This is a genomic window from Verminephrobacter aporrectodeae subsp. tuberculatae At4, assembly GCF_000193225.1.
Classification (GTDB): domain Bacteria; phylum Pseudomonadota; class Gammaproteobacteria; order Burkholderiales; family Burkholderiaceae_C; genus Acidovorax; species Acidovorax aporrectodeae.
In genome coordinates, this window is sequence record NZ_AFAL01000257.1 from 1 (window position 1) to 647 (window position 647).

The 647-nt window shown below is 69.9% G+C and carries 1 pseudogene; it reads left to right on the plus strand.

Annotation, left to right across the window (positions count from 1 at the left end):
* Positions 1-647, plus strand: a pseudogene (locus tag VTU_RS33505) (hypothetical protein); the annotation flags it as partial.

Below are 647 nucleotides of genomic sequence, written 5' to 3' on the forward strand. Positions count from 1 at the left end.
TTGCCGAGCTCGGCCGTACTCTGGACCCGGAAAACCGCCTGTACCAGCTGGGCACCCGTCCGAACCTGGGCAGCGAATCCCGCATCGACGCAGGCCATTCGGGCAACTCGGGCCATTCGGTACAGGGGGTACAGGGCCCGCGCTCCACCCTGGACTTCGATCTGAGCCAGGTCCCGGTGAGCACCGCGCTGTCCGGCAGAGCGGCGGCGGCTCCGGTGCCGGCAACCGCAGCTGCCGGCAACCAGCGCGGCAAACTGGGCCTGGGCAGCGAGGCCCAGGTGCAGCGGAATCAGCCCGCGCCGCAATCGGCGCTGGCTTCCGGCTGGAGCGCGCAGGATACGGAGCCCGCTCCCATACTGAACCTGCCACCGCAGGCACCAGCGGCCAAATCGCTTCAACCAGGGCCAAGCAGTCCGAGCATGGCCGCGACCGCCGCCATGGAGCTTGGCAAACTGTCGCTGGATCTGCCGCCGGCCAGGCCCGTAGCCGCCCCCATCCCGGCCATGGCACCAGTGCTCCCTGCACGTCCTGCCAGCATGGACATGCCACCGATCGCCCCCATGGAACTGGGCAAACCGCCACCGGCCAAGCCCGCGGCCGCTGCCGTATCGGAGTTCCAAGTCTCCAGCATCGGCCCGGCGGCGATG